Source organism: Bradyrhizobium diversitatis (genome assembly GCF_016031635.1).
Taxonomy (GTDB): Bacteria; Pseudomonadota; Alphaproteobacteria; order Rhizobiales; family Xanthobacteraceae; genus Bradyrhizobium; species Bradyrhizobium diversitatis.
The window spans coordinates 72,789-99,626 of record NZ_JACEGD010000024.1 but is presented as its reverse complement, the minus strand read 5'-3'; the positions used below and the strand labels follow the sequence as shown (position 1 = coordinate 99,626).

The 26,838-nt window shown below is 65.0% G+C and carries 23 protein-coding genes; 15 read left to right on the top strand and 8 right to left on the bottom strand.

Features of this window, described 5'->3' with window-relative positions:
- Positions 1-70: 70 nt before the first annotated feature.
- The 4 genes from H1B27_RS25570 to aat all read left to right on the top strand — a co-directional run bounded on the left by H1B27_RS25570 (position 71) and on the right by aat (position 3,690).
- Complete coding sequence (locus H1B27_RS25570) at positions 71-1,597, top strand: sensor histidine kinase (protein WP_197967942.1); 1,527 nt, start codon at positions 71-73, stop codon at positions 1,595-1,597.
- Positions 1,594-2,034 (top strand): response regulator, encoded by a 441-nt coding sequence (locus H1B27_RS25565; protein ID WP_028177209.1) that lies wholly within the window; start codon positions 1,594-1,596, stop codon positions 2,032-2,034. The genes H1B27_RS25570 and H1B27_RS25565 overlap by 4 nt, the downstream gene beginning before the upstream one ends.
- The gene (locus H1B27_RS25560; RefSeq protein WP_197967941.1) at positions 2,031-2,948 is read left to right on the top strand and encodes a histidine kinase dimerization/phosphoacceptor domain -containing protein; all 918 of its coding nucleotides are present in this window, start codon (positions 2,031-2,033) and stop codon (positions 2,946-2,948) included. The genes H1B27_RS25565 and H1B27_RS25560 overlap by 4 nt, the downstream gene beginning before the upstream one ends.
- Before the next feature lie 61 nt (positions 2,949-3,009).
- Positions 3,010-3,690, top strand: a complete 681-nt coding sequence (gene aat / locus H1B27_RS25555) for a leucyl/phenylalanyl-tRNA--protein transferase (RefSeq protein WP_061876596.1) — start codon at positions 3,010-3,012, stop codon at positions 3,688-3,690.
- Between the two features lie 19 nt (positions 3,691-3,709).
- Here the strand turns inward: aat and H1B27_RS25550 are convergent, their stop codons facing one another.
- Positions 3,710-4,732: a DUF2155 domain-containing protein gene (locus H1B27_RS25550; protein WP_061876595.1), complete on the bottom strand. Its 1,023-nt coding sequence runs from the start codon at positions 4,730-4,732 to the stop codon at positions 3,710-3,712.
- A 201-nt stretch (positions 4,733-4,933) separates the two neighbouring features.
- On the opposite strand from H1B27_RS25550, the gene lipP1 reads away from it, so the two are divergent.
- From lipP1 to H1B27_RS25535, 3 genes are read left to right on the top strand one after another with little or no spacing between them, the layout of a single operon-like run.
- Positions 4,934-5,881 carry a LipP1 family hormone-sensitive lipase gene (gene lipP1, locus H1B27_RS25545; RefSeq protein ID WP_197967940.1) on the top strand — a complete coding sequence of 316 codons (948 nt, stop codon included), beginning with the start codon at positions 4,934-4,936 and terminating at the stop codon, positions 5,879-5,881.
- Positions 5,882-5,891: 10 nt separating this feature from the next.
- Positions 5,892-6,950: a bile acid:sodium symporter family protein gene (locus H1B27_RS25540; RefSeq protein WP_246515703.1), complete on the top strand. Its 1,059-nt coding sequence runs from the start codon at positions 5,892-5,894 to the stop codon at positions 6,948-6,950.
- A 27-nt stretch (positions 6,951-6,977) separates the two neighbouring features.
- Positions 6,978-7,232, top strand: a complete 255-nt coding sequence (locus tag H1B27_RS25535; RefSeq protein ID WP_131868455.1) for a PepSY domain-containing protein — start codon at positions 6,978-6,980, stop codon at positions 7,230-7,232.
- Between the two features lie 103 nt (positions 7,233-7,335).
- Here H1B27_RS25535 and H1B27_RS25530 read toward each other — a convergent pair whose 3' ends face one another.
- Positions 7,336-7,665 (bottom strand): cytochrome c, encoded by a 330-nt coding sequence (locus H1B27_RS25530; protein ID WP_197967939.1) that lies wholly within the window; start codon positions 7,663-7,665, stop codon positions 7,336-7,338.
- Between the two features lie 10 nt (positions 7,666-7,675).
- Positions 7,676-8,917: a molybdopterin-dependent oxidoreductase gene (locus tag H1B27_RS25525; protein ID WP_246515701.1), complete on the bottom strand. Its 1,242-nt coding sequence runs from the start codon at positions 8,915-8,917 to the stop codon at positions 7,676-7,678.
- 118 nt (positions 8,918-9,035) lie between these two features.
- On the opposite strand from H1B27_RS25525, the gene H1B27_RS25520 reads away from it, so the two are divergent.
- Positions 9,036-9,185 (top strand): hypothetical protein, encoded by a 150-nt coding sequence (locus H1B27_RS25520; protein ID WP_197967938.1) that lies wholly within the window; start codon positions 9,036-9,038, stop codon positions 9,183-9,185.
- 234 nt (positions 9,186-9,419) lie between these two features.
- Here the strand turns inward: H1B27_RS25520 and H1B27_RS25515 are convergent, their stop codons facing one another.
- From H1B27_RS25515 to H1B27_RS25505, 3 genes are all read right to left on the bottom strand, one after another.
- Entirely contained in the window at positions 9,420-10,310 is an 891-nt protein-coding gene (locus H1B27_RS25515; RefSeq protein WP_197967937.1) for a LysR family transcriptional regulator, read from the bottom strand.
- A 2-nt stretch (positions 10,311-10,312) separates the two neighbouring features.
- Positions 10,313-11,371 carry a YeiH family protein gene (locus H1B27_RS25510; protein WP_197967936.1) on the bottom strand — a complete coding sequence of 353 codons (1,059 nt, stop codon included), beginning with the start codon at positions 11,369-11,371 and terminating at the stop codon, positions 10,313-10,315.
- A 213-nt stretch (positions 11,372-11,584) separates the two neighbouring features.
- Positions 11,585-12,523 (bottom strand): GlxA family transcriptional regulator, encoded by a 939-nt coding sequence (locus H1B27_RS25505; RefSeq protein WP_061876592.1) that lies wholly within the window; start codon positions 12,521-12,523, stop codon positions 11,585-11,587.
- Between the two features lie 108 nt (positions 12,524-12,631).
- On the opposite strand from H1B27_RS25505, the gene H1B27_RS25500 reads away from it, so the two are divergent.
- Positions 12,632-13,318 carry a DJ-1/PfpI family protein gene (locus H1B27_RS25500; RefSeq protein ID WP_197967935.1) on the top strand — a complete coding sequence of 229 codons (687 nt, stop codon included), beginning with the start codon at positions 12,632-12,634 and terminating at the stop codon, positions 13,316-13,318.
- Positions 13,319-13,850: 532 nt separating this feature from the next.
- Here H1B27_RS25500 and H1B27_RS25495 read toward each other — a convergent pair.
- Positions 13,851-14,258, bottom strand: coding sequence for an NADH:ubiquinone oxidoreductase subunit NDUFA12 (locus H1B27_RS25495; protein WP_061876590.1), 408 nt, complete (start codon positions 14,256-14,258; stop codon positions 13,851-13,853).
- Positions 14,259-14,501: 243 nt separating this feature from the next.
- Between H1B27_RS25495 and H1B27_RS25490 the strand changes: the two genes are divergently transcribed.
- The 5 genes from H1B27_RS25490 to H1B27_RS25470 all read left to right on the top strand — a co-directional run bounded on the left by H1B27_RS25490 (position 14,502) and on the right by H1B27_RS25470 (position 21,310).
- Positions 14,502-15,230, top strand: a complete 729-nt coding sequence (locus H1B27_RS25490; RefSeq protein WP_061876589.1) for a BA14K family protein — start codon at positions 14,502-14,504, stop codon at positions 15,228-15,230.
- A gap of 246 nt (positions 15,231-15,476) precedes the next feature.
- Positions 15,477-15,899 carry a response regulator gene (locus H1B27_RS25485; RefSeq protein ID WP_061876588.1) on the top strand — a complete coding sequence of 141 codons (423 nt, stop codon included), beginning with the start codon at positions 15,477-15,479 and terminating at the stop codon, positions 15,897-15,899.
- Positions 15,896-18,154, top strand: a complete 2,259-nt coding sequence (locus tag H1B27_RS25480; RefSeq protein WP_197967934.1) for a CHASE3 domain-containing protein — start codon at positions 15,896-15,898, stop codon at positions 18,152-18,154. The genes H1B27_RS25485 and H1B27_RS25480 overlap by 4 nt, the downstream gene beginning before the upstream one ends.
- 377 nt (positions 18,155-18,531) lie before the next feature.
- Positions 18,532-19,503, top strand: a complete 972-nt coding sequence (locus tag H1B27_RS25475) for an ABC transporter substrate-binding protein (protein ID WP_061876586.1) — start codon at positions 18,532-18,534, stop codon at positions 19,501-19,503.
- Between the two features lie 7 nt (positions 19,504-19,510).
- A complete protein-coding gene (locus H1B27_RS25470) occupies positions 19,511-21,310 on the top strand; it encodes a cache domain-containing protein (RefSeq protein WP_197967933.1) in 1,800 nt (599 codons plus the stop codon).
- Between the two features lie 46 nt (positions 21,311-21,356).
- Here H1B27_RS25470 and H1B27_RS25465 read toward each other — a convergent pair whose 3' ends face one another.
- Entirely contained in the window at positions 21,357-22,253 is an 897-nt protein-coding gene (locus H1B27_RS25465) for a DMT family transporter (protein ID WP_061876584.1), read from the bottom strand.
- Positions 22,254-23,060: 807 nt separating this feature from the next.
- Between H1B27_RS25465 and H1B27_RS25460 the strand changes: the two genes are divergently transcribed.
- Positions 23,061-26,831, top strand: coding sequence for a vitamin B12-dependent ribonucleotide reductase (locus H1B27_RS25460; RefSeq protein ID WP_197967932.1), 3,771 nt, complete (start codon positions 23,061-23,063; stop codon positions 26,829-26,831).
- The last annotated feature ends 7 nt before the right edge of the window (positions 26,832-26,838 follow it).

Sequence of the window (26,838 nt, the reverse complement as noted above, 5' to 3'; positions counted from 1 at the left end):
CTGGACGGTTGGGGCCAGTTCCAAAGGGGGGGCGTTTTGATCTTCATTGAGCGCAGACAGGTGAACCGCCGTGACGGCTGAAGGCCAGCGACGGCGCGCATTCTGGCAGATCCTGCTGTTCGCGGCGGGCCTTTTGGTGCTGACGGTGATCAGCGCCGGCTCCGTCTATCTCGTCAACAAGGCGCGGGAAGACAGCAAATGGGTGGTTCACACCATCGAGGTGGAGAACCAGATCAACGCCCTGCTGCTCGAAATCCGGCGCGCCGAGAGCGGCGTTCGCGGCTATCTCCTGACGCAGGGGGAGAATTTCAGGGTCGACCATGAAAAGGCCGTGGCGGCAATCATCCCCGCCCTCGACAAGCTGACGCGCCTGAGCGGCGACAATCCCGGGCAGCGCGAGAACGTCGAAAAGCTGAGCGCGGCGATTGAAATCCGCCTCGGCCAATTCGCGCAGGAAATGGTGTTCATCCAGCAAGGCCAGCCGGACAAGGCCGCGGCACTGGTGCGTGAGGCCGCGGCCCAGGACACCACGACGAGGATCGCCACCGTCGCGAACGCGATGGCCCAGGAGGAGGAGCGCCTGTTCCGCCTCCGCACTGCCAACTCCGACCACAGCCAGACCCTCGCCGCGTCGATGACCGGCATCGGCTCCGGCCTCGTGGTGGTGCTGGCGATGCTCTCGATCTGGCTGGTACGGCGGTCGGCTGGCGCCCGGGACGAAGCCGAAGCACGCCTGCGCGATGCCAACGTCAATCTGGAGGCCGTCGTCGACGAACGCACGGCAGACCTGCGCGAAGCCAACGACGAGATCCAGCGCTTCGCCTATATCGTCAGCCACGATCTGCGCTCGCCACTCGTCAACATCATGGGCTTCACCAGCGAACTCGAGGAGCTCGGCGGCGACATTTTCCGCCGCATGAGCAGCCTCGCTCATGTCTCTGCGGAGGGAGCACCGCTGGCCCCCGCCGGGCCGGGCGAGATCGCGCTCGAGGGCGCCGACAAGCAGCTCTCGGAGGATTTTTCCGAAGCGCTCGGCTTCATCAAGACGTCGATCGCCAAGATGGACCGTCTGATCTCGGCCATTCTCAACCTCACGCGCGAGGGCCGGCGCGAATTCCAGCCGGTGAAGATCGACACGCGCGAGCTGATCGAGGCCATCGTCTCGACGCTGGCGCACCAGGCGGCTGAGGCGCAGGCCGAGATCCACCTCGAGCCCCTGCCAGACCTCGTGAGCGACCGTCTCGCCCTCGAGCAGATCTTCTCGAACCTGATCGACAATGCGATCAAATATCTCAAACCCGGCATGCCCGGCGAGATCCGAATCCGCGGGCGCACCAAGCTCGGCTACGCTATCTTCGAGATCAGCGACAACGGCCGCGGGATCGATCCGAAGGATCACCAGCGGATATTTGACCTGTTCCGCCGCGCGGGAACCCAGGACAAGCCCGGCCAGGGCATCGGTCTTGCGCATGTCCGTGCACTTGTGCGTCGCCTCGGCGGCACCATGTCGGTATCATCGGAACTGAACGCAGGCAGCACCTTCACGATCACGCTGCCGATCGCCTGGAATGTGAGCAACCGGAACACAGATCGATGACCCAGCCTGTCACCATCATCATGATCGAGGACGACGAGGGCCACGCCCGCCTGATCGAGCGCAACATCCGCCGCTCCGGCGTCAACAACGAGATCGTCTCCTTCCAGAACGGCACGGACGCGATGATGCACCTGTTTGGTGCAGACCGCTCCGGACTGGTTCAGAAGGGCAACGCGCTCTTGATCCTGCTCGATCTCAACCTCCCCGACATGACCGGCATCGACATCCTGAAGCAGATCAAGGAGAACAAATATCTGAAGGCCTCGCCCGTGGTGGTGCTGACCACCACGGACGATTCCCAGGAAATCAAGCGCTGCTACGAGCTGGGCTGCAACGTCTACATCACCAAGCCCGTCAACTACGAGAATTTCGCCAATGCCATCCGGCAGCTCGGCCTCTTCTTCTCGGTCATCCAGGTCCCGCCCGCCGCCACATGAACCAGCCCACGCCGACACTGCTCTACATCGACGACGACGACGCGCTGGCGCGCCTGGTCGACCGCGGCCTGACGCGGCGCGGCTACAGGGTCGTTCACGCCGCGAGCGGCGAGGAAGGTCTCGAGCGCATCCGCCGCGCCGGCGCCGAAGGCGGTATCGATGTCGTGGCACTCGATCAGTACATGCCGGGCCTCGACGGGCTGGAGACGCTCGAGCAGATCATGGCGATCCCGGACGCACCGCCGGTCGTATTCGTCACCGCCTCGCAGGATTCCAGCATCGCGGTCACCGCGCTGAAGGCGGGTGACCACCGTGTCGGCAATTCGCTCCAGATCATCGCCTCGTTGCTGCACCTTCAGGCGAGCTCCGCCGCGCAGGACGAGGTCAAGGCGGCACTGACCAATGCGATGGGCCGCGTCGCCGCGGTCGCGCAGGTGCACCGCCGCCTCTACACCTCGCAGGACCTGAAAAGCGTGGTCCTGAACCAGTATCTGGACTCGCTGCTCGAGGATCTCCGCCGCTCGGCCGAAGGTAACCGGATGTCGCGCCTGACGCTGAAGGCCGAGCCGATCGAGATCGATCCGGACCGCGCGGTCGCCGTCGGCATCATCGTCAACGAGCTGGTGATGAACGCGGTGAAATACGCCTATCCCGACGGCGCCGGCCCGATCCATGTCGAGCTGGTCTCGCAGGGCGACGATCTCCTGCTCTCGATCAGCGACGATGGCGTCGGCGACAACGTCAAGGCCGATCCGCGCTCCACCGGCATGGGCCAGCGTATCGTCGCCGCCATGGCTTCCAAGCTCGATGCCTCGGTCGAGCGCGATCCCGCGCATTCCGGAACCAGGGTCGTGCTGAAGTTCGGCCGCGCGCCCGCAGCCCCCGTCAAGGCCGGCACCGCCGCAGCGAGCTGACCTCGCGCCCGGTTGCGCCGCCCATCGCAACCGCATTGCGATCCTGCTATGATGGCAAACCATGACTTCGCGCGACTCCGCCCCGTCTGAAATCACGCCGGCCGTGCTGCTGCGCGCTTATGCCTGCGGCATCTTCCCGATGGCGGAAAGCGCCGATGATCCGACCCTGTTCTGGGTCGAGCCGGAATTGCGCGGCGTCATCCCGCTCGACGGTTTTCGCGTCGCCTCGCGGCTTGCGCGCACCGTACGGTCCGACGCCTTTCGCGTGACCGTCAACACCGCCTTCAAGGCGACGATCGCCGGCTGCGCCGCGCCGCAGACCGGACGCGAGGACACCTGGATCAACAAGCGCATACGCGACCTCTATGGCGGCCTCTTCGAGCTCGGCCATTGCCACAGCGTCGAGGCCTGGCAGGGCGACGACCTCGTCGGCGGGCTGTACGGCGTGAGCCTCGGACGGGCCTTCTTCGGCGAGAGCATGTTCCACACCGCGCGCGATGCCTCGAAGGTCGCGCTGGTGCATCTGGTCGCGCGGCTCATCTATGGCGGCTTCGAGCTGCTCGACACCCAATATGTCACCGAGCATCTGAAGAGCTTCGGCGCGGTCGAGATTTCGCGGCGACGCTATACGGCACTGCTCGACAAGGCGCTGGCGGGCGAACCAGGCGATTTCCTGAGGCTCTCCGACGGCGAAGCGATCCCCGGCGCACGCGCGCTAGAGATCATCGCCTCGCGGCAATGATCGACAGCAGGGCTCGATTTTAGCGGCCGAACCCGGGGATACCGAACAGACCTGGCCGCTGCTCCGGCGGCGGCGGTGGCGGAGCCGGTTGCTGCTGCGGCGGTGGCGGCAAGGGCTGCGGCGGACGCTGCTGCACGGCCTGCTTGGGCGCAGCCTTCTTCTGCGCGGGCGGCGGAGCTGCCGGCTTGGTCGCAGGATCCGGTGCCGCGGTCGCAACGGTCTGCTGCGGCTCTTTGCAGTCGGTCAGCCAGATGTCGTAGATCGGATGCTCGACGCCATGCAGGCCCGGGCTTGCCGCATACATCCAGCCCGAGAAGATGCGCTTCACCTCGCCCTGCAAGGTGATCTCGTCGACCTCGACGAAGGCGTCGGTGTTGGCAGCCTCCGTCGCCGGCCGCGTATAGCAAGCGTCGGTCTTGACCCTGAGCGCGCCGAACTGGACGGTCTCGCCGATCTCCTCGTCGAAATTGATGATGCGCCCGGTGATCTTGTCGAGGCCGGAGAAGGTCGCCTTCTTGTTCACGATCTTCTGGGCCGGCGGCTCGGTCACGACCTCGTCGCCCGGCTGGAGGCTTGCCGGGGTCTGCGGGACCGTGCCCGGCGCACCCTTCTGCTGGGGCTGGCGCTGACCAGGCACACCTTGCGGACTGGGTGGCGCGATCGCCGCGGACGGCAGCTGGTTTGGCGGCGCCACGGTCGAGCCGGGCGGCGGCGCCAGCGGCTGGCTCTCGACCGGCCCCGGCATCACGTTACCTTGGCGGCCCGGCGGCGGCGCCATCGGCCGCGACGGCAGCACGCGGCCCTGCGGCGGCAGCTCCGGTACCTCTTCGTCGTCCTCGGGGACCTGCGGCTGCGGCTGGCCGCGCGGAATGCTGCCGGGCGGCCGCAGCGGCGGCGGATCCGAGAAGATCGTGCCGATCTGCGCCTGGGCCGGCGTCGCGACGGTCAGCGCGGTGGCGGCCAGCAGTGCCGCAAGGCCTGTCAGGGAAAAGGTTTTGAACATCTCGCGCGGCTTCAACAGCGAATCGGGCTCGTTGGACATTTTACAGGGGATACCGCCGCTCGCAGGCCTCCGGTTAACACGGGGAATACGGCGGGGGAAGGGCGGCATCCCTGCCCTTCCCGGCGCGGTCTGGCCAGGCCAGCTCCCGGATGGGATAGTCATGAGCCCTCCCAAGGCCGAACGCGGGCGTTGCCCCGAAAATACCATCCAACGATAACCGGAAACTCCAAGGCCCCCTTCATGCCCGTTGTGCTCGATCCCGATGCAGCCGCCGTCTACAAGGCCTTCCAGGAGGCCGGCCGCCCCGCCTACGAGACCCTGACCGCGCACGAAGCACGCGCCTACTATTCCCAGGCGCGGTTTGCCACCAATCCTGACGCGCCGGAGCTCGCGCGCGTCGCGCCGCTGGCGATACCGGCACCGCACGGGACGATTCCAGCCCGCCTCTACGTCCCCAAGGAACCGCGCCAGCGCGACGGCCTGTCGCCAGCGCTGGTGTTTTTCCATGGCGGCGGCTGGGTGATCGGCGATCTCGATTCCCACGACGTCGTCTGCCGCCAGCTCGCGGCCGAAGGCGCACTGATCGTGATCTCGGTCGACTACCGCCTCGCGCCCGAGCACAAGTTTCCCGCCGCCGCCGATGACGCGATCGCAGCGACCAGATGGATCGCCGCGCATGCGCGCGATCTCGGCATCGACGCCTCGCGCCTGTCGATCGGCGGCGACAGCGCCGGCGGCAATCTCGCCGCGGTCGTGGCGCTCGCCGCGCGTGACGCTGGCGGCCCCGCGCTCACGGGTCAGGTGTTGATCTATCCGGCGACCGATTTCGCCATGACGCACGCCTCCCATAGCGAGCCCGAGACCAGCGTGCTGCTGACGCATTCGGTGATCCGCTGGTTTCGCGACCACTACCTCAATGGCGCCGCCGACATCCACGACTGGCGCGCCTCGCCGGCGCGCGCGCAGAACCTTGCCGGCCTGCCCCCCGCCTACGTGCTGACCGCCGGCGCCGATCCCTTGCGCGACGAGGGCGACGAATATGCCGAGCGCCTCAGGCAGGCCGGCGTGCCCGTCACCTACAAGCACTTCCCCGGCCAGTTCCACGGCTTCTTCACCATGGGCAAGCTGTTGCGACAGGCCAACGTCGCCGTGAGCGAGATCGGCGTCTGGTTGAAGGGATTGGGCTGACCCCTCCCGCATGCCTTCCGTTCTTCGCCCCATCTTCGCTCTTCCGCTGCGCGGACTGACATGGCTCGGCAGCCAGGGCACCCGCGCGGTCGCAGCCGTCGTCTTCATCGCGGTCGCGGTGCCGCCGCTCGGCGCGCTGCTGCGCCCCTATGTCACCGAGGCGATCTTCCTTCTGCTCTGCATCTCCTTCATGCGGGTCGATCTGGCCGCGCTCTACGGCCATCTCCGCAGGCCGGCGCTGGTCGCGGCCGCCACGGCCTGGACCACGATCGGCGTGCCGCTGATCGTCGGATTGATCGCCCATGCAACGGGACTGGCGAGCCACTCGCCCGGCCTTGCTCTCGCGCTGATGCTCCAGGGCATGGCCTCGCCGATGATGGCCTCGCCGGCACTCGCCGCGCTGATGGGGCTCGACGCCACCTTGGTGCTTGTCACGCTGGTGACCTCGACCGCGCTCGTTCCCTTCACGGCGTCGATGTTCGCGGGCCTGTTCCTCGACGGAATGCTCAGCATCTCGCCGCTTGCACTCGGCCTGAAGCTGCTCGGCATTCTCGCCGCGTCGCTGCTCGCCGCGACCGTCATCCGCTGGATCTTCGGCGCGCAGGCGATCCAGCGCCGGAAGCGGCCGATCGATGGCTTCAACATCATCATCCTGTTTGTGTTCGCGTCCGCAGTCATGGGGGATGTCGCGAGCGAGCTGGTGAGCCAGCCGGTGTTCACCATCGGCCTCGCGCTGCTGTCCTTCGCGATCTATTTCACACTGCTCGCGATCACCACGCTGCTGTTCCGCCGCATCGGCTATGAGCGCGCGCTTGCGCTCGGGCTGATGGTGTCACAGCGCAATCTCGGCCTGATGCTGGCGGCGACGGCCGGCGCGCTGCCGCCGGCCACCTGGCTCTATTTCGCGATGACGCAGTTCCCGATACATCTTGCGCCATACATGCTGATGCCGATCGCGCGGCGCCTGACGGCACGGGCAGATGCGTCCGGCGGGGAAAACAAGCCTGACGTTCACTCGTTTGCGTCGCACCAACGCAGTGGAGGAACATCAATCCAAGGCCCCCGTTGAAGCCTCTCATCGAAAAGGAGGTTCGCGATGAAGTTTGCCGCAATTCTGGTTCTCGGCTCGCTCGCCGTGGGCTCGGCAGCGAGAGCCGATCAACCCGGACCCGACTGGATGCCGATGGAGCAAGTGAAAGCCAAAGTCATGGAGTCGGGCTATTCGGAGGTCACCAAGCTTGAAGCCGACGATGGCCAGTGGGAGGGCGAAGGCGTCAAGAACGGACAGAAGATGGAATTCCATGCCGACCCCAAGACTGGCGCGATAGTGCGCGAGAAGCCCGATCGATGAGCACGCCGAAGTTCGCTTCTCAGGCGGGAGATTCAGCGTTGGGCGGCTTGGAAGAACGTCCTGGTCTCATCCATTCAACAGCGCTTGTCAACGGCGCCGAGCATCACTGGCCACTTCCTTTGACCTTGGCAAGATAGTCGACGATCGCGGGCACGTCGCTGTCCTCGACGGGAGCTCCATAGACCTTGATCATTTTGTGCACCGCGGATTCCCAGGTGGACCTGGGCAAGGCCGGCTGGTTCACCACCATGTCTGCCGAATGACAAGCCAGGCAGTTGTTGTTGATGGCATCCGCTTCGGGTCCACCGGGAAACAGCGCGTCGCCCGCCGGAAGCTCCACGGTCGTGGAGGAAATTGCGGGGGCCGGCCACGCGGGCGTGGATGCCAGCAGAGCGGCGAACGAGGTGCCGACGACGAAGATAAGGTGACGCATGGTGTTGTTCCTAGATCGCGGTGAGTTGGACCGTCTCGACGACGTTGCGCATGAAGCCGCTGGTGTTCCAGTTCGATGCGGCCGGCTGAATGTCGCCGGCGGTGTTCGTGCAGCGGACCATCAACGAATGGCCGCCCTTCATCAGTTGTGGAATCTCCACCTGCCAGCGGCGGAAGCTGTACTTGCCGTGGTCCTCGCCAAGCGTCGCGGGTTGCCACGTCCGGCCATCATCCACCGATAGCTCGACCTTGGCGACGCCGGCATCTCCGCCGAACGCGATGCCGCGGATTGTTGCGACTGCGCCCGCCGGAAGCGATGCGCCGTCCGCGACGTTCGTGAAGAATGACCGTGGCACCATGCGGCTGATCGGAACCATCTTGACGCCGGTCTGGCCCGGCATGATGTTGGCATGCGGCGTATCCGGGACGGTGTAGGCAGTCGCCATCCAGTAATTGTCGTCCTGGCGATCAAGAACCTCGATGTCGCTGAGCATCTTGACCCAATAGGTCGAGTACCATCCCGGCACGATCAGCCGCAGCGGGAAGCCGTTGAGAAGCGGCAGTTGCTCGCCGTTCATGGCAAAGGCGATCATGACCTCGCCGTCGCGGGCGTGATCGATATCGAGCGACTTGCGAAAGTCCGGTGCGTCGGGCACGACCGGCTCGTCCAGTCCGTTGAATCGGACCTGAACTGCGCCCGGCTTGACGCCCGCACGGTCCAGCACGTCCTTGAGCAGGACTCCCGTCCACCGCGCATTGCCCATCGCGCCATGCGCCCATTGCGCGCCCGGCACACGAGGCAGGAAGAATCCTCGCGAATTGCCCGAGCATTGGTTGACGGCGGCAAGCTCGACACGGGGCAATCTGAGCAGGTCGCCGATGGACAGCGAGAGGGTTTGGTTGACGTGACCGCGCACGGACAGTCTGAAGGCGTCCGCATCCACCGAGGTCGGTATCACCGCCCAGTGCCAGCGCACATAGAACTGGTCGTTGGGGGTGAACACGCCGCGGTCGAACACCTCCATCGGGGTCTCGAGCAGCGGCGGTCGCGTGCGCTGCAGGATCATGCTCCCCTTTTGCGGAAAGTCATGCGTGATCGGCCAATCGCGCGGCTCCCCGGCGATCGGCAGCCGGATCGATTGATCGGCGCGGACCGATGAGCCGGCGAGCGTGAGGCCGGCAACCCCGATGGCTCGAAGCATGGCGCGGCGGGACAATGCCGGAATGCGTGCATCATCGAAATGTTGGGACATCGAAGGCTCCTCATGGAATGGATTTGTGCTGGTTCAGTCCCGCGGCTCATCCGAGGATCAAGTCCGCGAGCGGATCTTCGACGGGCTGGCGAGGTTGCGCCTGCCGGATGGTCGGAAGATGCCTGTCGATCTGGTGAAAGCCTCGTTCCGGGTGAACGGCATTTCTGTGATCCGCCACGTGCACCGGGCTGCCGGCAAGCGCGGACGGCGCACCAAGCGTGGACGCGGCTGCGACGAACAGGGCGATCGCGAGGAAAGCGCGACGTGAATGGGTCATTTTCGTTCTCCATCTCTGAATTTCCGGCACGCAGTGCTTGAAGTGCCTGCCTGTGACCAAAGAGGTAGACCTCGGCGCATCGGCAATCCAACGAGATGATCAGATCGTTCTGATCGCCGACACCGATCGAATTCCGCAGGCGCATGCGCGCGCGCCGGCGCACTCTTCGGCGAGACCTGGGTTCGATCGTTGCGGAATACAGGCTACGGGCGTGCGCAGCTCTGCCTACGGTGTAGCGCCGCCAGCGATGCTGGACATCAAGGCGGCTTCCGCTTTGCTGATATGCCGCTCCTTGTGACGGAGCGCGTAGAACGAGCGCTTGGCCAATTCGTCCTCGAGCCGGACCAGCCGTTTCGTCGCTATCGCCTTTTCGACCACGAGATCGGAGACGGCTGCAGCGCAGCCGCCCGCCTCGACCGCGGTTCGGATCGCCTCGTTCGAGGCCAGTTCGAGCTGCACCGTCAGGTCGGCGAGGCGGACCCCGCGCTTCTTCAGGGCGCGCTCGAATATGGCCCGCGTTCCGGAGCCCGGCTCGCGAAGGATCCACGGTGTCCTGGTCATCCAGTCGGCAGGCAGCTTCTTTTGGCTCGCAAGAGGGTGCCGCGCACCCACGACGGCGACCAACGCATCGCCATCGACCCGGCGGGCGGACAATGCGGCGTCGTCAATGTCGCCCTCGACGAAGCCGACATCCGCCATGCCGTCGCGTACGTCGGTTGCGACCTGCTCGCTGTTGGCGATCCTGACGTTGATTTCGATGCCGGGATGGACGGCCTGAAACGCCAGCAATCTCATCGGAAGCCAGTAGCTCCCAACCGTCTGGCTTGCCGCGATCACCAATCGGCCGGCCTTGAGGCCGGCAAAATCGCGCAGGACTTGCTCGGCGGCGTGCGCGCGCGCCAGCACCGCACGCGCTTCCCCGAGAAACGTCCGGCCCATATGCGTCAGAACGATTCCGCGCCCCACCCGATCGAACAGCTTGACCCCGTAGCGTCCTTCGAGCGCGGCGATTGCCGCGCTCGTGGCCGATTGTGTCAGATTCAATTCGTGGGCAGCCTGGGTGACGTGCTGCTTGTCAGCGACAGCGGCGAAGATACGGAGCTGTTCGAGCGTCATGGTCATCCAACGAGTTTGATGAGGATCAGGCTGAAGCCTGCGATGAAGAGAAATGCGAGCCCGCCCAGCATGGCCGGACGCAGCCCCTCCGCGTACAATTTCGAGACGTCGGTCTCAAGGCCCATGGCCGCGAGCGCCATCGTGAGCAGGAACGTCGAGAGCGTGATCGTCGCGCTCCTGAGGCCCGCCGGAATGCTCACGACGCTGTTGAGTGCGGCTATCGCGACAAAGCCGATCGCGAACCAGGGGACGGGAGGCCGTGCCGACTTGCCGCCGGCCGGCTGCGCCGAAGCCCTGGTGACGACGCTCAGGGTCAGCACGACCGGCGCGAGCAGCATGACGCGGGCAAGCTTGGCAACGGTTGCCATTTCACCCGCCCGCTGGCTGTTCTGAAACGAGGCGGCAGCCACCTGGGCGATCTCGTGAATGGATGCGCCGCTCCAGAGGCCGTACGCGTCGGCATCGAGATGCAGGAGGCGAGGCAGCATGGGATAGACGAACATCGCGATCGAGCCGAAGACCGTGACGCACGCGATCGCATATGCAACGTCCTCGTCGCGAGCTTCGGTGACGCTATTGGTCGCGACGACGGCTGACGCGCCGCAGATCGAGGTGCCCGCGGCGATCAGTCGAGCGAGCTTGCGTTCGACGCCCAGCGCACGCCCGGCTGCGAGCGTGAATCCGAACGTCGCAACGAGCGTGCCGGCGACGATGAGGATCCCCTTGGGGCCGACGCTGGCAAGCTGGGTCAGCGTGATCTGGAAGCCCAGGAGAACGATCGCGAGCCGAAGCAACCGGCGTATGCTGAAGCTGATTCCAGCGCGGGCGAGAGCTGGCGTGCCGGCGAGGTTGCGCACGGCCATTCCGATCGCGATCGCCAGGATCATGGGACTGAACGTCGCGACGGCAGGAATACTGCGCATCGTGTTGGCGACCACGGCAATGGTCGCGGCCAGCGCGACGCCGGGGACGATTGCAAGGACGGAGTTTCCGTATGACAGGATGTTGTCGCGCATGGCACGCTTGACTGGGTACGGGCGGGAATTTTGGACAATGGTCATTGGCGTATCTCTCGGTATCGACGCTGGCGCAGCGAGGATCGGAGAATCCATTAAATTGATCAAACAGATTGTTTGTGTACAATTAATCGATAAAATCGATTATTTTGGGCGGCAGGCGCCGGCCAGCCGATCGCGAAATGGGATGTCGCGCACGAGGCTGACATCGTGTGATCGAACTGGCCCACCTAGTCGCGAACGACGTCCGTGAAGCAGCTATCCCACCCGCGCCGCGCGCCGCAGGGCCTGCGGCGGCTGGCCGAAGGCGCGGATGAAGGCGCGCCGCATTCGCTCGGGATCGCGGAAGCCGGTCGTTTCCGCAACGAGTTCGATCGCCTCGCGCGAGGACTGCACGCGCTCGCGCGCGACTTCGAGCCGCAGGCGCTCGATCGCCTTGGATGGCGTCGTGCCGGTCTCGGCGGCAAAGGCACGGGCAAAATGCCGAGCGCTCATGCCGGCGCGATCGGCGAGATCTTCCACCGTCAGCGGCGCGTCGAGATTTTCACGTGCCCAAGACAGCAGTGCGCCGAACCGCCCGTTCGGCGTCTTCAGCTCCAGCAGCGAGGAGAATTGCGACTGGCCGCCGCTGCGGCGGTGATAGAGCACGAGCTGGCGTGCGGTCTGCTGTGCGATCTCCTCGCCGTGGTCCTCGGTGATCATCGCGAGCGCGAGATCGATGCCCGCGGAGATGCCTGCCGAGGTCCAGACATTGTCGTCCCTTGTGAAGATCTGGTCCGGCTCGAATTTCACCTTGGGAAAGCGCGCGACGAAATCGCGTGTCCGCCCCCAATGCGTGGTGGCGCGGCGGCCGTCGAGAAGTCCCGCTTCGGCGAGCACATAGGCGCCCGAGCAAACGCTCGCGACCCGAACGCCACGCTTTGCCAGCCGCTGCAAGAAGGCCCGCGTGACCTCGCAGCGCGCGGCATCGGCAACGCCCACGCCGCCGGCTACCACCAGCGTCGTGATCGCGTTCGCCGCCTTGAAGTCGCGCGCCATCATCTCGACCCCGGATGAGCTGCGCACGAGCCCCGGCTTGACTGCCAGTACGCGGATGGCCGGCGTCTTGCCGGTGCAGCGCGCTGCGATCTCGAACGCCGAGATCGGGCCTGCCGCATCGAGCAGCTGGAAATCCGGGAAGATCAGGATGCCGATCATGGGCCAACTCCTAACGATATGTCCGAAAGTGAGGGAATTAAGCCATTTCGGACGGGAGGGCACCATGACATCCTGCCGGCGTCAAGCTCGCAATTGGAGGATATTTCGATGTCGTCACCGCTCCAGATTGGTCTCTTGGTGTTTCCGCGCGTCACCCAGCTGGACTTCACCGGTCCCCTGCAGGTGTTCGCCATGGTTCCCGGCGTAAAACTGCACCTGATCTGGAAGCGGATCGAACCGGTGCCGAGCGATTCCGTGATGACGCTGACGCCGACCACGACGTTTGCGGACTGCCCTCAACTCGACGTGATCTGCGTGCCCGGCGGCGCCGGCACCAACGACCTGATCGACGACGAGGAGGTGCTCGACTTCCTGCGCAGACAGGCCGACGGCGCCAAATACGTCACCTCGGTCTGCACGGGCTCGCTGGCGCTCGGCGCCGCAGGCCTGTTGAAGGGCTACCGCGCCGCCACCCATTGGAGCGCGATGGACATGCTCGCCCAGTTCGGCGCGACGCCGACTAAGACGCGCGTCTGCATCGATCGCAACCGCATCACCGGCGGCGGCGTCACCGCCGGCATCGATTTCGCGCTGACGCTGGTATCGATCATGATCGATCGCACGACGGCGGAAGCGATCCAGCTCCAGATGGAATACAATCCGGCCCCGCCGTTCAATTCCGGCTCGCCGGACACCGCTTCCGCCGAGGTGAAGGCGTTGCTGAAGGAGCGCGGCGCACAGAACCAGGCGCGGCGGCTCGAAGCGGTCAAGCGCGCGGCTGAAAGGGTGATGTAGCGCAGGCCGATACTCTCGTGTCCCGGACGCGCCGCACCGCGTAGCGATGCGGCGCAGAGCCGGGACCCAGCAAGCCACACGGACCGCTGCAACATCGGCCCCGGCTCTGCAGCGCACCGCTGAACCGGACGACGCTTCGCATCGCCGGGGAAGCGCTGCGCTGCGTCCGGGGCACGAGACCTTCGCAAGCCCCCCAAAAGAAAAAGGCCGCCCGGTTTCCCGAGCGGCCCTTCCTGTCTTACGGCGGCTGCACATTCACATCGGGCGATTTCGGAGCTTCCAGACCGGGGGCCTATCTCCCGATCGAGTCCTGGTCGGCGGCCGCTGCATTTCGGGACAGTCGCGAGCTGTTGCCCGAACCGAACGCGATGGTCTCCCATCACCGTAAGATGGGATCATTGAGCCGCATCGCCCGCGTCAATGCAACGTCGGCGCGAGCGGCATCCCCGCTGTTCCCGTTGTCCACAGCAGTGCGGCGCGGATGCATATGCATCCGCTTCGAACGATGGCAGTTCGCGGGTGGGTGAAAAGGCTAGCCGGGCGTCCAGGGCTGGTAGTCGCCGGTCGCCTTCGGACGCCGGCCGCTGGCAAGCGTGGAGCCGGAGGGACGATACGCCTTCGCCGTGCCGGTGAGGTTCGGCTGGTGCGGCTTTTCCCACTCGCGCGGCTGGTAATTGGCCTCGGTCGGAGGCACGTCGACGACGTGATGAATCCAGCCATGCCAGGACGGCGGAATTCGGCTCGCCTCCGCGTAGCCGTTATAAATCACCCAGCGCCGCTCAAAACCGAGGGTGGGATCGATCGCCCCGCCGCGGGTGCGGTAGTAACGGTTGCCCTGCTCGTCCTGGCCGACCAGCTCCCCGTACCGCTTGGTCCAGAGCTGGGTGCCAAAAGTCTGGCCATTCCACCAGGTGAAGAACTTGAGGAAGAATTGTTTCATGCGGCAAGGGCCCTGCTTCGTCGGGTCCTGATGCCATCCGGGCAACGAAATGTCCAGTTCGGCAGGTGCGTGGGTCTCCTCCCCAATCCGGCTACCGAGCAGGCCCCTGCCGCAAAGCGGTCGCGATTCATTCATGCCCGGTACAGCGGCCGCGCGAGAGGCTCCGTTCGCGCGCAAACCGGCGTGATCCCAAGGAACCCCCGCGCTTTCATAGGGTTTGCTTTCCGGGAAAGGAGTTTAACTATGAGCAGTCTGAAAATCTTGAGTGCCGCCGCGGCGGTGGCGCTGGTTGTTCCCTTTGCCACACCGAGCTTTGCCCAGCGTCCCGGAGTGGGCGGGGGCGGCGGCGGCGCCCATGTCGGCGGTGGCGGCGGCGGTGGCGGCGGCGCTCACTTCGGTGGCGGCGGTGGCGGCGCGCGCATGGGTGGCGGTGGCGGCGGCGCTGCGTTTGGCGGCGGTGGCGGCAATTTCGGGGCCGGCGCCGCGGTACGTCCCAGCGGAGGCGGTTTCGGCGCCGGCCCTGCAATGCGTCCGAGCGCTGGCAGTTTCGCGGCCGGCACTCCGATGCGTCCGAGCGGCGACCGCTTCGTAGCCGGCGCGACGCCCCGTCAGTCCTTCTCGCCGTCCTTCGGCGGCACCCGCAGCGTCGCAACTGCGGGCAACTGGCACGGTGGAAGCAACTGGCGCGGCCGTCACTGGCATCATCATCGTCGCGGCGGCTTCTGGCCGGGCTTCGCGACCGGCGTCGCAGTTGGCGGCCTCGGCTCGTATGCCTATTATGGCGGCTACGGCGGCGGCTACGGCTATTACGATGATCCCTACTACTACGGCAGCTACTATGACGAACCGTCGGTCGCGGTGGTGCAGGATGGCGGCGGCGATTCCGCCTATTGCGCGCAGCGCTTCAAATCATACGACCCGGCTTCCGGCACCTATCTCGGGTACGACGGCCAGCGGCATCCCTGCCCGTAAGCAGACCGCCAAGGCCTGAGGCTGAAGGCGCCGCAGCGATGCGGCGCCTTTCTCGCGGCCGGCGTATCCTCACCCGCTTCGATTTCCGTCCTGCTCGCCCGTCCGAGGACACCGACGGCCGGAGGCAAGCGGACCTTTATGCACTGCGCCGTGCATATCCTTGGGGGACCAATCCAAAATTGACCGGACACACGATTCGCGGATATCACCAAAGGCAGTGGGGACTTCGATCACCTGGGAAGTGTCATGCCGCGTGTTCTCGTGGTTGATGACGATCCGATGGTCGGCGCGACCATCGAGGTCCTCCTGCAACGTCAGGGCTTCGACGTCACGCTGGCCGACGGCGGCGAAACGGGACTGGCTGCGCTGGAATCGCAGGCCTTCGACGTGATGCTGGTTGACATCTTCATGCCGCATATGCGCGGCTTCGAATCCATCCGCATCTTTCACGAGCGCGCGCCGACCACTCCGCTGATTGCGATGTCGGGCTACGCCTTCGCCTCATCCGCATCGCCCTCTCCCGATTTTCTCCGCATGGCGCTGGAGCTTGGCGCAACGCGCTGCCTGCGCAAGCCGTTCACGCCGGAAGCGCTGATGACCACGATCCGGGAATGCCTCGCCGGCGCAGGCGAGAGCGCACAGCCGAAGGACAAGAAAGAAGCCCCTTGATTCCAACGCAGCGCGTCATTTTCGGTGCTGGACTTGCCATCCTCCTGATCATCGCCGCGGCCTCGATCGCCCTCGACGTCAAGTCGCGGTCCGACGCGGCATGGGTCAACCATACCGCGCAGGTGCAGAAGAAGATCTCGGATCTGCGCGTGCTGCTGCGCCGCGCCGAGAGCGCTGCGCGCGGCTACGAGCTCTATCGCACCCCGGGCTTCAGCGATGACTTCCAGGCGGTGCACGCCAGGATCGCGCCGGCCCTCGCCGACCTCAAGCGCGACGTGCGCGACAGTCCCGATCAGGTCGCGCTGCTGGAGGACACCGAGCCGCTGGCGCTGCGCCGGATGGAGATCGCCGCCACGGCGATGCGCCTCCGTGCCGAGAACGACCAGGCCGGCATTGCCGCGCTCAACAGCAGGGCCGAGGGCCGCGGCCTCATGGACACGGTGATGGCCAATCTCGACCGCTTGAGCGCGGAGGAAGAGCGCCTGCTCGCCGAGCGATCCCGGGATTCGCGCCGCACCGGCATCGCGCTGCTCGGTATCGACGTCGCCGGCGCTGTGCTGATCCTGCTCCTGGTCGCACTGGTGATGCGCGAAAGCCGGCGAACCACGGGTGAGCTCCAGAGCTCGCTCGAGCAAACACAGGCCGCCAAGACGGCGCTCGAGGCGGCGGTGGCGGAGCGGACCGAGCACCTGGTCACCGCGCATGACGAGCTGCGCCTGTCGGTCAACGTGCTCCAGAGCACGTTTCGCAGCATGGCGGAGGCGGTGCTGGTCATCGACGACGAGGGCAATGTCCTTCTGTCCAATCCGGCCGCCGAGCGCATGCTGTTGCATCGCGCCGGCATGAACCTGAGCAACCTGCGCGCGCTGTCCGATGTATTTCACGGCGACGGCGTCACGCCGCTCGAGGCCGACGAGCTGCCATCGACGCGCGTGCTGCGCGGCGAGCAATTCGAAGAGCTGGAGATGATCGTCCGCCCGTACAGCGGCGATGCTCCCCGCCATCTCATGATCAGCGGCCGGCCGATGCGGGACGGGCAAGGCAATGTTTCGGGCGCGGTGCTGGTCTATCACGATGCCACGACCTCGCGCGAGACCGAGCGGCAGCTGCACCAGTCGCAGAAGCTGGATGCGATCGGCAAGCTCACCGGCGGCGTCGCGCACGACTTCAACAACATGCTGACCGTCATCTCCGGCAACACCGAGACGCTGGTGGAGAGCCTGAAGGACCAACCCGAGCTCCAGCGCACGGCACGGCTGATCGACGACGCCGCCGAGCGCTGCGCCGAGCTGATCCAGCATCTCTTGGCGTTTGCGCGCCGGCAGCCGCTCGAGCCGCGCAACGTCGAGATCAACGCCGCGATAGCGGACATCGCAAAGCTTCTGCGCCCCACCCTCGGCGAGCAGATCCAGATCGAGACCGTGCTGGAACAGGGGCCGATGACGACGCATATCGATCCGTCCAGGCTGACCAATGCGGTGCTCAACATGGCGATCAACGCCCGCGATGCCATGCCGAACGGCGGCAAGCTGCTGCTCGAGACCCACCGCGTGGTGCTGGACGAGGCCTATGCGCAGGCCAATGCCGACGTGACGCCCGGCCCCTATATCATGCTCGCGGTCAGCGATACCGGCACCGGCATGTCGGTGGAGATCCAGCAGAAGGCGTTCGAGCCGTTCTTCACCACCAAGGAGGTCGGCAAGGGATCCGGCCTCGGCCTCTCCATGGTCTACGGCTTCGTCAAGCAGTCCGGCGGACACATCAAGATTTTCAGCGAGGAAGGCCACGGCACCACGATCAAGCTCTATCTGCCGCCGGGCGAAGGCACGGCAGAGGTGGCAGCCGGCATCGCGCCGCAGGCCGAAGGCGGCGCCGAGACCATCTTCGTGGTCGAGGACGACCCGCTGGTGCGCAACTTCGTCACCACCCAGCTCCAGAGCCTCGGCTACAAGACGGTGGCCGCGCCCGACGGCAAAGCCGCGCTGGAATTGATCGGGGCCGGCCAGAAGTTCGATCTGCTGTTCACCGACGTCGTCATTCCCGGCGGCATGAGCGGCCGCGAGCTCGCCGAAGAAGTGGCCAGGCGCCGGCCGGGCGTGAGGGTGCTCTACACCTCCGGCTACACCGACAACGCGATCATCCATCAAGGCAAGCTCGACGACGGCGTCATGCTGCTGACCAAGCCCTACCGCCGCAACCAGCTCGCCGAGATGATCCGCAAGGCGCTGAACGGTGGAAGGATAGCGACGAGCTAGCGCGTGAACTGCCGAAGTCGCTCGGCAGTCACACGATCGATGAGTTCGAGGGCACTGGCTCAGGATGTGAGTTCCAATTGTCCTCTTGAGACGCCGTAGTTCGCCCGGACCCGCGCCAGAGGTGTTCCGACACGGCGCTATGCAGCGAGTGGGGCCGTTTCGATCCGGATCGGTCGGTCTCAAGCAAAAATCAAGCCCATCTCAAGGACAAATCGTCTCATCAGCCCAGTCTCTGAGCGTGCTCTCGGCGACAAATGTTGGAGTCGGTGTCGCGACATTCCGCTTGCGGAGCGCGATACCGAGCGCAGTCAGCAGATGCACAGCTACGATTTTGGTCTGCGGCCGAAATTGACGGCGCAGCTTCGACAGGTGCTCGCATGGAAAGACGAGAGTTCATCTTGTTGATTGGTGGAGGGCTGGTATGGCCTGCGATCGCACGGGCGCAGGGCGGAGCCAAGCTGCATCGTATCTTCTGGGTCTCGACCCAGGCCGAACCGGATCCCTTCCTGGACGGCTTTCGCGAGGGAATGCGCGCGCTGGGTTACGTTGAGGGCAGGACGGTAACCTTCGAGACGCACTATGCCCCCGAAAATCCGCAGGCCCTGCGGAAGATCGTCTCCGAGTTGCCGCGAGGAGATGTCGACCTTGTGGTCTCGAGCGGTCCGGCGACACGTGTCATGACTGCAATCACCGACGTCCCCGTGCTGTTTGCATTGAGCGGTGACCCCGTCGCTCTGGGCGTTGTGAAGAGCCTTGCGCACCCCGGCACCAATTTCACCGGCAGCACATTCCTGTCGCTCGAGCTGGCAGGAAAGCGCGTCGAGCTGCTCAAGGACCTTTATCCAAAGCTGCGAAAACTGGCGGTCCTCTCGAACACGGATCATCCGGGAGAGCCACTGGAATGGCGTGCGACTTTGGAGTCGTGCCGGAATCTCGGGATTGATGCAGCCTACGTCCCCTTCTGCGGCGCTCGCGAAATCGAGAATGCGTTGATGGCTGCTGCCAAGGTGGACGCGGATGCCCTCCTCGTGTTTCCCGATGCTGTGACGCTGGTGCATCGTGCGAGGATTGCGGAGCTTGCAATCGCGCACCGGCTGCCTTCGATGTTTGGCTGGTCTGAATATTGTGACGCTGGAGGTCTCTTGAGTTACGGGGCAAACCAGCGCACGACCTATTTCCGGCTTGCCACTTATGCCGATCGCATCCTGCGCGGTGAAAATCCGTCAGATCTTCCGGTGATGCGTCCCGAGAAGTTTGAACTGGCAGTAAATCTGAAAACAGCCAGGCTTCTGGGGATCGACCTGGATGTGTCGTCGATCCTGTTTCGCGCCAGCAAGGTGATCTCCTGAGACAGTCATGACGGACGGTGCTGCGCAGTCCTCTTCGTGTACGATGCCTCCGCGTCGTTCGCTGTTCTGCAAGTACTTCGCGACGTTGTTTGTCGCTGCGGTGGTGCCTCTGATACTCGGCGCGGCGATCGAGGCTTCTTTCGGTTACCGAGACCAGCGCCGCCAGATCAGCGCGGTGCTGCAGGCCGATGCTCGCGCGGCGTCCGACAGGATCGAGGCGTTCACCGATGGCATCCGAGATCAGCTGGGTTGGATGGTGCAGCTTCCCTGGTCTGCCGGAGACGATGCGCAACATAAGATCGATGCCTTGCGCCTCCTGCAGCAGGTGCCTGCAATCGTTTCGGTTTCGCTTCTGGATGAGACCGGTACCGAACGGGTCTTTGTTTCCAGGCTGCTTCTGAACAGGACCGGTCGCGGCATTGATATGTCTACGGATCCCGCTGTTCTGGGCGCACGCGGCAACAAAGTCTGGTACGGACCGGTTCAGTACCAGCGAGATTCAGAGCCCTATATGAGGGTCGCGGTTGCCGGGAGCCTGCCTGCCGCAGGGGTTGCGATCGCCGAGGTCAATCTGAAGCTGATCTGGGATGTCATCGCAGCCATTAGAATTGGCGAGACCGGCTACGCCATAGTTGTCGATGATTCCGGTCATCTGATCGCACATCCCGATATCAGTCGGGTCCTGCGCGGCCGCGCCAGTTCGAGCAGTTTTGGCCGGATCAAGCATCTCGTCAGCGCGGCGAGCGGAGCGGCCGTGATAACCGGGGAGCGAGGCAGCCCGGTAGTGGCGCTATCCGTTCAGGCTGCCGATTTGGGATGGACGGTGATCGCGATGCAGCCAACATCGGAAGCCTTTGCATCAATTCGCGCGGCCCTGTGGCGATCCTCAATCCTCATTGGCCTTGGTGTTCTTATCGCGCTGTCGCTCGCCTATTGGCGCGCGCACAGAATGTCCGGCCCGATCAAGCAACTGGAAGAGGGCGTGGAGCGGATCAGAGCCGGACAATTCGAGCATCGCATCAAGATCTTTAGCGGTGACGAGTTTCAGCAACTGGCGTTGCGCTTCAATGAAATGGCTTCTGAACTGGCGATCTCACAGCAGAAATCTGCGCGGATCGAACGGCTGAAGCAGTTCCTACCGTCACAGGTCGCGGAATTGGTCGAACATTCTCATGAATTGCTCGAAGCGCGGCGACGTGAAGTGGCTGTCATTTTTGGTGACCTACGCGGCTTCACGGCGTTCTCCACGCGCAACGAACCCCACGTCATCATGGCCGTCATGCGAGAGTACTACGCGGCCGTCGGCGCCGTGACGACTCGTCACGAGGCAACGCTCATCGGCTTTGATGGCGACGGAGTCATGCTCCTGGTCAATGCCCCGATCGCATGCGAACAGCCGGCAACTCAAGCGGTCCGACTCGCGATCGACCTGCAAATGACGGTGCAGTCCCTTGCCGGCAGATGGTGTGACGCAGGCCACGCGATCGGCTTTGGTGTGGGCGTTGCCATGGGACCGGCAACGGTGGGCACGGTTGGCTATAACGGTCGGCTGGACTACACGGCGATGGGAGCGGTGGTGAATTTGGCGTCGCGGCTCTGCAATCTCGCGAAGGATGCGCAGATCCTGGCTGATCCCACGATCGCTGGAAAGGTAAGGGATAGCGTTCCGTTGGCATCGCTCGGACAGCGGAACATCAGAGGCTACGACCAGGCTCTCGAAGTCTTTGCTGTCGCACCTGCTGACCTCTCGTTGAAACCGCCGGGCTCGGCACAACGCGGGCGAGAGAAAGAGCCTCAGGACCACTGATACCCCGGCGTCCGGACACCTAGCGCGGGATGGCTTTATCACGCTTCTACCGCGTCGCCAGCACCACGGCGGCCAGAGTGAAGACCAGCGCCGCGATCTGCCCTGCCCCGAGCGGCTCGCCCAGCGCGATCGCCGAGGCCACGACGCCGATCACCGGCACCGCCATGGTCCCGATCGCGGCGACGGAGGCCGGCAGGCGCGCCAGCGCTGCGAACCAGCTGACATAGGCGATGCAGAACTGCCCGACGACCGAATAGACCAGAAGCCACCAGCCGAGCGGCGTCACGTTGGACAAATGTGTGGTCTCGATCAGGAGGCCGACGATCGAGATCGGCAGGCAGCCGATCCCGATCTGCCAGGCCGCCGCCGAGAGCGGCGGCAGGTGAATCGGGTACTTCTTCGAGAGCACCGTGCCGAGGGCGAAGCCGAATGCGCCGGCGAGCACCATGATGATGCCCGGCAGCTTCGAAGCGCTGGCGGCAAAGCCGTTGCCACCCATGATCGAGGCGAGCCCCGCGAAGGCCAGCACCAGCCCGAGCGTACGCAGGACCGTCGGCCGCTCCCCCAGCACCGGCCAGGCGATGATGGAGGCCCAGACCGGCATGGTATAGGCGATCAGCGCCGCCTCGCTCGCCGGCAGCCAGAGCAGCGCCAGCCCCATCAGCACCATCCAGCCGGTGACGTTGAGCACGGCCGCGGTCAGCAGGCGCGGCCAGATCGCGCCCTCCACCCGCAGGCTTTGCCGGCGCATCACCGCGAGCAGCGCCAGCAGCACCGCCCCGAGCACGCCGGTCACCCCGCGCAGGGTCAGCGGCGGCAGCTCGGCCAGCAGGAATTTCGTCACCGGCCAGTTGAAGCCCCAGCCGATCGAGGTGATCGCAAGGAACATCAGGCCGGCCGGGGCGATGCGCGGCCGCGCATCCCGGCGAGTCGAATCATGCATGTGGGCAATCCGGCAAAAACTTGCGGTCAGCTTGGCCCGGATTCGCAGGCCGAACCACCGTCCCGGCGGGCATGCCTGCCCTCACCTTCCGTAGGGCTACGTGAGTCCCCCTGGCGCAATCCCGGTCCGGAAAAATATACCTGCCCTGTGAACAGCGGGATGAAGCCTCCGCAGCTCACCGGATACGAATTTTTTCGGTTGGGAATCTCTGAGGACTCACTGATACTTGGCTCCACAACAGGCGCGGCGAAGACCCCTGTTATCCCCCACAATCCACCATATTTAGTATTTGATTCAGGAACTCGCACTAGTTCTTGACGGGCGCAACGGAGAGTCCTAGCTTTCGGTCCGTTCGGCGCGAGTGAGTTTGCGTCCCGCCGGCACTCCCCCAAAGGGTCCGCAAGACTGCACTCCGCCAAGCCAGACGAAGGCAGCGGGATGAGGGCTTGTCTGCCCTCGACATGCGGACTCCCCGGGGGCGCCGGAACGGGCCGGCAACAGGCTCGGAAGGTAGACTTCGCGGTGGTGCCGAAGTGACACCTGCGTGAAGTGAGAGAAGTAGCGGCGTTGTGGGGCGTTGAACGCATGTCGCGCACATCCCCTTGGGGGCGGATGGGTGTGGACGTGCCGGCGGGATGATCGATGCACGCATCGACGTCGCGCCGGGAAAAAACAGGGCCGGATCCACCGGCTGAACTGCGGTGACCGAAGGCCGGACGGCCGGAAGGCGCCGCGAAACGAAATGTCGACCCGGCATGCCCTCAACGAGGGGCGGGACCGGTCAAAGATTAAGGACGGGGCAAGACCATGCGGATTGAGCGGCGCCACACCACTTCGGGACAGTCACCTTATGCGGGAATCGAATTCCGCCTGACCACGTCGGAGATTCGCAATCCCGACGGCTCGGTCGTGTTCAAGCTTGAGAATGTCGAGGTGCCGGCCGAGTGGTCGCAGGTCGCCTCCGACGTGCTCGCCCAGAAATATTTCCGCAAAGCGGGCGTTGCCGCGCGCCTGAAGAAGGTCGAGGAGGAATCCGTCCCCTCCTTCCTGTGGCGCTCCGTGCCCGACACCGATGCCCTCGCCGCTCTCCCCGAGAAGGAGCGCTATGTCAGCGAGCTCTCGGCCAAGCAGGTGTTCGACCGCCTCGCCGGCTGCTGGACCTATTGGGGCTGGAAGGGCAAGTATTTCTCGTCCGACGACGATGCCCAGGCCTTCTACGACGAGCTCCGCTACATGCTCGCCATGCAGATGGTCGCGCCGAACTCGCCGCAATGGTTCAACACCGGCCTGCACTGGGCCTATGGCATCGACGGCCCCGGCCAGGGCCATTATTACGTCGACCCCTTCACCGGCAAGCTGACCAAGTCCAAGTCCGCCTACGAGCATCCGCAGCCGCATGCCTGCTTCATCCAGGGTGTCGGTGACGACCTCGTCAACGAGGGCGGCATCATGGACCTCTGGGTCCGCGAGGCCCGCCTGTTCAAATACGGCTCCGGCACCGGCTCCAACTTCTCGCGCCTGCGCGGCGAAGGCGAAAAGCTCTCCGGCGGCGGCCGCTCGTCCGGCCTGATGAGCTTCCTCAAGATCGGCGACCGCGCCGCGGGCGCGATCAAGAGCGGCGGCACCACGCGCCGCGCCGCCAAGATGGTCGTGGTCGACGTCGATCACCCCGACATCGAGACCTATATCGACTGGAAGGTGAAGGAGGAGCAGAAGGTCGCCGCCCTCGTCACGGGATCCAAGATCAACCAGAAGCACCTGAAGGCGGTGCTGAAGGCCTGCGTGAACTGCGAAGGCTCGGGCGACGACTGCTTCGACCCGGAGAAGAACCCGGCGCTCCGCCGCGAGATCAAGCTCGCGCGCCGCAGCCTCGTGCCTGACAATTACATCAAGCGCGTCATCCAGTTTGCCAAGCAGGGCTACAAGGACATCCAGTTCGACACCTACGACACCGACTGGGATAGCGAGGCCTACCTCACGGTATCAGGCCAGAACTCCAACAACTCGGTCTCGCTGCGTGACGACTTCCTGCGCGCGGTCGAGACCGACGGCGACTGGAATCTCACCGCCCGCACCTCGAAGAAGGTGACGAAGACGCTGAAGGCGCGCGACCTCTGGGAAAAAATCGGCTACGCCGCCTGGGCCTCGGCCGACCCGGGCCTGCACTTCAACACCACGATGAACGACTGGCACACCTGCAAGGCGTCCGGCGACATCCGCGCCTCCAATCCGTGCTCGGAATACATGTTCCTTGACGACACGGCGTGCAACCTCGCCTCGGCGAACCTGCTGACGTTCTACAACACCGAGACCAAGCGCTTCGACGTCGAGGGCTATGAGCACCTGTGCCGGCTCTGGACCATCGTGCTGGAAATCTCCGTCATGATGGCGCAGTTCCCGTCCAAGGCGATCGCCGAGCTCTCCTACGAGTTCCGCACGCTCGGCCTCGGCTACGCCAATATCGGCGGCCTCCTGATGACCATGGGCCTGCCCTATGACTCTAAGGAAGGCCGCGCGCTCTGCGGCGCGCTGACCGCCGTGATGACCGGCATCACCTACAAGACCTCGGCGGAGATCGCCTCCGAGCTCGGTACCTTCCCCGGCTACAAGAAGAACGCCGCGCACATGCTGCGCGTGATCCGCAATCACCGGCGCGCCGCGCACGGCCAGTCCAACGGCTACGAGGCGCTCAGCGTGAATCCAGTGCCGATGGACCTCGTCTCCTGCCCGCAAGCTGACCTCGTCAGCCACGCGCAGGCGGCCTGGGATGCGGCGCTCGAGCTCGGCGAGAAGCACGGCTATCGCAACGCCCAGACCACGGTGATCGCGCCGACCGGCACGATCGGCCTCGTCATGGATTGCGACACCACCGGCATCGAGCCCGACTTCGCCCTGGTCAAGTTCAAGAAGCTCGCCGGCGGCGGCTACTTCAAGATCATCAACCGCGCCGTTCCTGCCGCGCTGCGCGCGCTCGGCTATCGCGAAGCTGAGATCGCCGAGATCGAGGCCTACGCCGTCGGCCATGGCTCGCTGTCGAACGCCCCCGGCATCAACGTCACCACGCTGAAGGCCAAGGGCTTCACCGATGAAGCCATCGCCAAGGTCGAGAAGGCCCTGCCGACCGCCTTCGACATCAAGTTCGCCTTCAACAAGTGGACCTTCGGCGAGGATTTTATTCGCGACCAGTTGGGCATTGGCGCTGAAGCCATTGCCGCGCCGGGCTTCGACCTGCTCCAGGCCGTCGGCTTCACCAAGCGCGAGATCGAGGCGGCCAACGTCCACATCTGCGGCGCGATGACGGTGGAAGGTGCCCCGCACCTCAAAGCCGAGCACTATCCGGTGTTCGACTGCGCCAATCCCTGCGGCAAGATCGGCAAGCGCTACCTCTCGGTCGAGAGCCACATCCGCATGATGGCAGCGGCGCAGCCCTTCATCTCGGGCGCGATCTCCAAGACCATCAACATGCCGAACGACGCCACGGTGGAGGACTGCAAGTCCGCCTACATGCTGTCGTGGAAGCTCGCGCTGAAGGCCAACGCGCTCTATCGCGACGGCTCCAAGCTCTCCCAGCCGCTCAACTCGCAGCTCATCAGCGATGACGAGGACGAGGACGATGCGGTCGAGCAGCTCTACGAAAAGCCGATGGCGGCACGCGCGGCCCAGGTCTCGGAGAAGATCGTCGAGAAGCTGGTCGAGCGCATCATCGTGATGCGCGAGCGCGAGAAGATGCCGGACCGCCGTAAGGGCTACACCCAGAAGGCGGTCGTCGGCGGGCACAAGGTCTACCTGCGCACCGGCGAATATGACGACGGCCGTCTCGGCGAGATCTTCATCGACATGCACAAGGAAGGCGCGGCGCTCCGCTCCTTCATCAACAACTTCGCCATCGCGGTGTCGCTCGGCCTGCAATACGGCGTGCCGCTCGACGAATATGTCGACGCCTTCACCTTCACCCGCTTCGAGCCGGCGGGCCCCGTGCAGGGCAACGACAGCATCAAGTACGCGACCTCGATCCTCGACTACGTCTTCCGCGAACTCGCGGTGAGCTACCTCTCCCGCTTCGACCTCGCCCACGTCGATCCCAACGAGACGGGCTTCGACGCGCTGGGCAAGGGCGTCGAGGAAGGCAAGGAGCCGGACGAGGACGGCGGCCACCACGCGACCAAGCTGGTCTCGCGCGGCCTCACCCGCTCCCGCACCGACAATTTGTTCGTGATGCGCGGCGGCTCGACCGCGGTCAGCCAAGGCAACGACAGCGCTCCCTCAGGCGGCAGCAAGGTCACGGCGATGGCCTCGCATGGCGCGAGCGCCCGCCTCAGTGACGCCCTCGAAGGCGCCGTCGCCCTGAAGCAGGAAGCGAACCACGATCTGTCGCCGACGGAGAAGCTCGAGCAACTCCAATGGAGCAAGGCCGGCACCGCGCAAACGCTCGTCCCCACCAAGGCCGAGCGCCGCGCCGAAGCCAAGGCCAAGGGCTACGAGGGCGAGATGTGCTCGGAGTGCGGCAACTTCACGCTGGTGAGGAATGGGACCTGCATGAAGTGCGATACGTGCGGCAGCACGACGGGGTGTAGCTGATACCAAC

Coding starts and splice junctions, on each gene's coding strand:
- H1B27_RS25565 (WP_028177209.1), top strand. CDS start 1,594: ATGACCCAGCCTGTCACCATCATCATGATCGAGGACGACGAGGGCCAC.
- H1B27_RS25560 (WP_197967941.1), top strand. CDS start 2,031: ATGAACCAGCCCACGCCGACACTGCTCTACATCGACGACGACGACGCG.
- aat (WP_061876596.1), top strand. CDS start 3,010: ATGACTTCGCGCGACTCCGCCCCGTCTGAAATCACGCCGGCCGTGCTG.
- H1B27_RS25550 (WP_061876595.1), bottom strand. CDS start 4,732: ATGTCCAACGAGCCCGATTCGCTGTTGAAGCCGCGCGAGATGTTCAAA.
- lipP1 (WP_197967940.1), top strand. CDS start 4,934: ATGCCCGTTGTGCTCGATCCCGATGCAGCCGCCGTCTACAAGGCCTTC.
- H1B27_RS25540 (WP_246515703.1), top strand. CDS start 5,892: ATGCCTTCCGTTCTTCGCCCCATCTTCGCTCTTCCGCTGCGCGGACTG.
- H1B27_RS25535 (WP_131868455.1), top strand. CDS start 6,978: ATGAAGTTTGCCGCAATTCTGGTTCTCGGCTCGCTCGCCGTGGGCTCG.
- H1B27_RS25530 (WP_197967939.1), bottom strand. CDS start 7,665: ATGCGTCACCTTATCTTCGTCGTCGGCACCTCGTTCGCCGCTCTGCTG.
- H1B27_RS25525 (WP_246515701.1), bottom strand. CDS start 8,917: ATGTCCCAACATTTCGATGATGCACGCATTCCGGCATTGTCCCGCCGC.
- H1B27_RS25520 (WP_197967938.1), top strand. CDS start 9,036: ATGCCTGTCGATCTGGTGAAAGCCTCGTTCCGGGTGAACGGCATTTCT.
- H1B27_RS25515 (WP_197967937.1), bottom strand. CDS start 10,310: ATGACGCTCGAACAGCTCCGTATCTTCGCCGCTGTCGCTGACAAGCAG.
- H1B27_RS25510 (WP_197967936.1), bottom strand. CDS start 11,371: ATGACCATTGTCCAAAATTCCCGCCCGTACCCAGTCAAGCGTGCCATG.
- H1B27_RS25505 (WP_061876592.1), bottom strand. CDS start 12,523: ATGATCGGCATCCTGATCTTCCCGGATTTCCAGCTGCTCGATGCGGCA.
- H1B27_RS25500 (WP_197967935.1), top strand. CDS start 12,632: ATGTCGTCACCGCTCCAGATTGGTCTCTTGGTGTTTCCGCGCGTCACC.
- H1B27_RS25495 (WP_061876590.1), bottom strand. CDS start 14,258: ATGAAACAATTCTTCCTCAAGTTCTTCACCTGGTGGAATGGCCAGACT.
- H1B27_RS25490 (WP_061876589.1), top strand. CDS start 14,502: ATGAGCAGTCTGAAAATCTTGAGTGCCGCCGCGGCGGTGGCGCTGGTT.
- H1B27_RS25485 (WP_061876588.1), top strand. CDS start 15,477: ATGCCGCGTGTTCTCGTGGTTGATGACGATCCGATGGTCGGCGCGACC.
- H1B27_RS25475 (WP_061876586.1), top strand. CDS start 18,532: ATGGAAAGACGAGAGTTCATCTTGTTGATTGGTGGAGGGCTGGTATGG.
- H1B27_RS25470 (WP_197967933.1), top strand. CDS start 19,511: ATGACGGACGGTGCTGCGCAGTCCTCTTCGTGTACGATGCCTCCGCGT.
- H1B27_RS25465 (WP_061876584.1), bottom strand. CDS start 22,253: ATGCATGATTCGACTCGCCGGGATGCGCGGCCGCGCATCGCCCCGGCC.
- H1B27_RS25460 (WP_197967932.1), top strand. CDS start 23,061: ATGCGGATTGAGCGGCGCCACACCACTTCGGGACAGTCACCTTATGCG.